Source organism: Comamonas sp. wu1-DMT, from assembly GCF_040187805.1.
Classification (GTDB): Bacteria; Pseudomonadota; Gammaproteobacteria; order Burkholderiales; family Burkholderiaceae_C; genus Comamonas; species Comamonas thiooxydans.
The window spans coordinates 1-502 of record NZ_JBANEM010000068.1 but is presented as its reverse complement, the minus strand read 5'-3'; the positions used below and the strand labels follow the sequence as shown (position 1 = coordinate 502).

Here is a 502-nt window from a genome sequence, read left to right as displayed (position 1 = left end):
TATGCAGTGTCTGCGTGGCCTGGCTCAACATCAGCAAGCCACAGGCAAAAACCAGATTGCTGGCGAGAAGCACCGACCTTCCGCCAAAGCGATCAATCAGTCGGCCCGCGATGGGGCCTACCGCTGCAGCCACCAGCAAGGCTGCAGAGAAAGCGCCGAACACCAGAGAGTACGAGGTGCTTGTCAACTGACTGATTGGCCTGGCCAGCACCGCGAGCAAGTAGTACGACGAGGCCCAGGACAGGGTCTGGGCAATCCCGAGCATGACTGTGACTTGCGTGCGGTTCAGTGCCATCTGCATCGTTTAAATGCTGCGTTGGTTGACCCGTTTGGACAGTTCTTCGGCACTTTCACGGCGCTCGCTGTAGCGATCCACCAGGTAGTCCGAACAGTCTCGCGTCAGCAGCGTGAACTTGACCAACTCTTCCATCACGTCCACCACCCGTTCGTAATACGAAGAGGGCTTCATTCGGCCAGCCTCGTCGAACTCGGCAAATGCCTT

Annotated in this window: 2 pseudogenes; both read right to left on the bottom strand. The window is 57.8% G+C overall.

Going from position 1 to position 502, the window contains the following annotated elements:
* Window positions 1–295, bottom strand: a pseudogene (locus V8Z78_RS27290) (MFS transporter); the annotation flags it as partial.
* Between the two features lie 9 nt (window positions 296–304).
* A pseudogene (locus V8Z78_RS27285) lies at window positions 305–502 on the bottom strand (arsenical resistance protein ArsH); the annotation flags it as partial.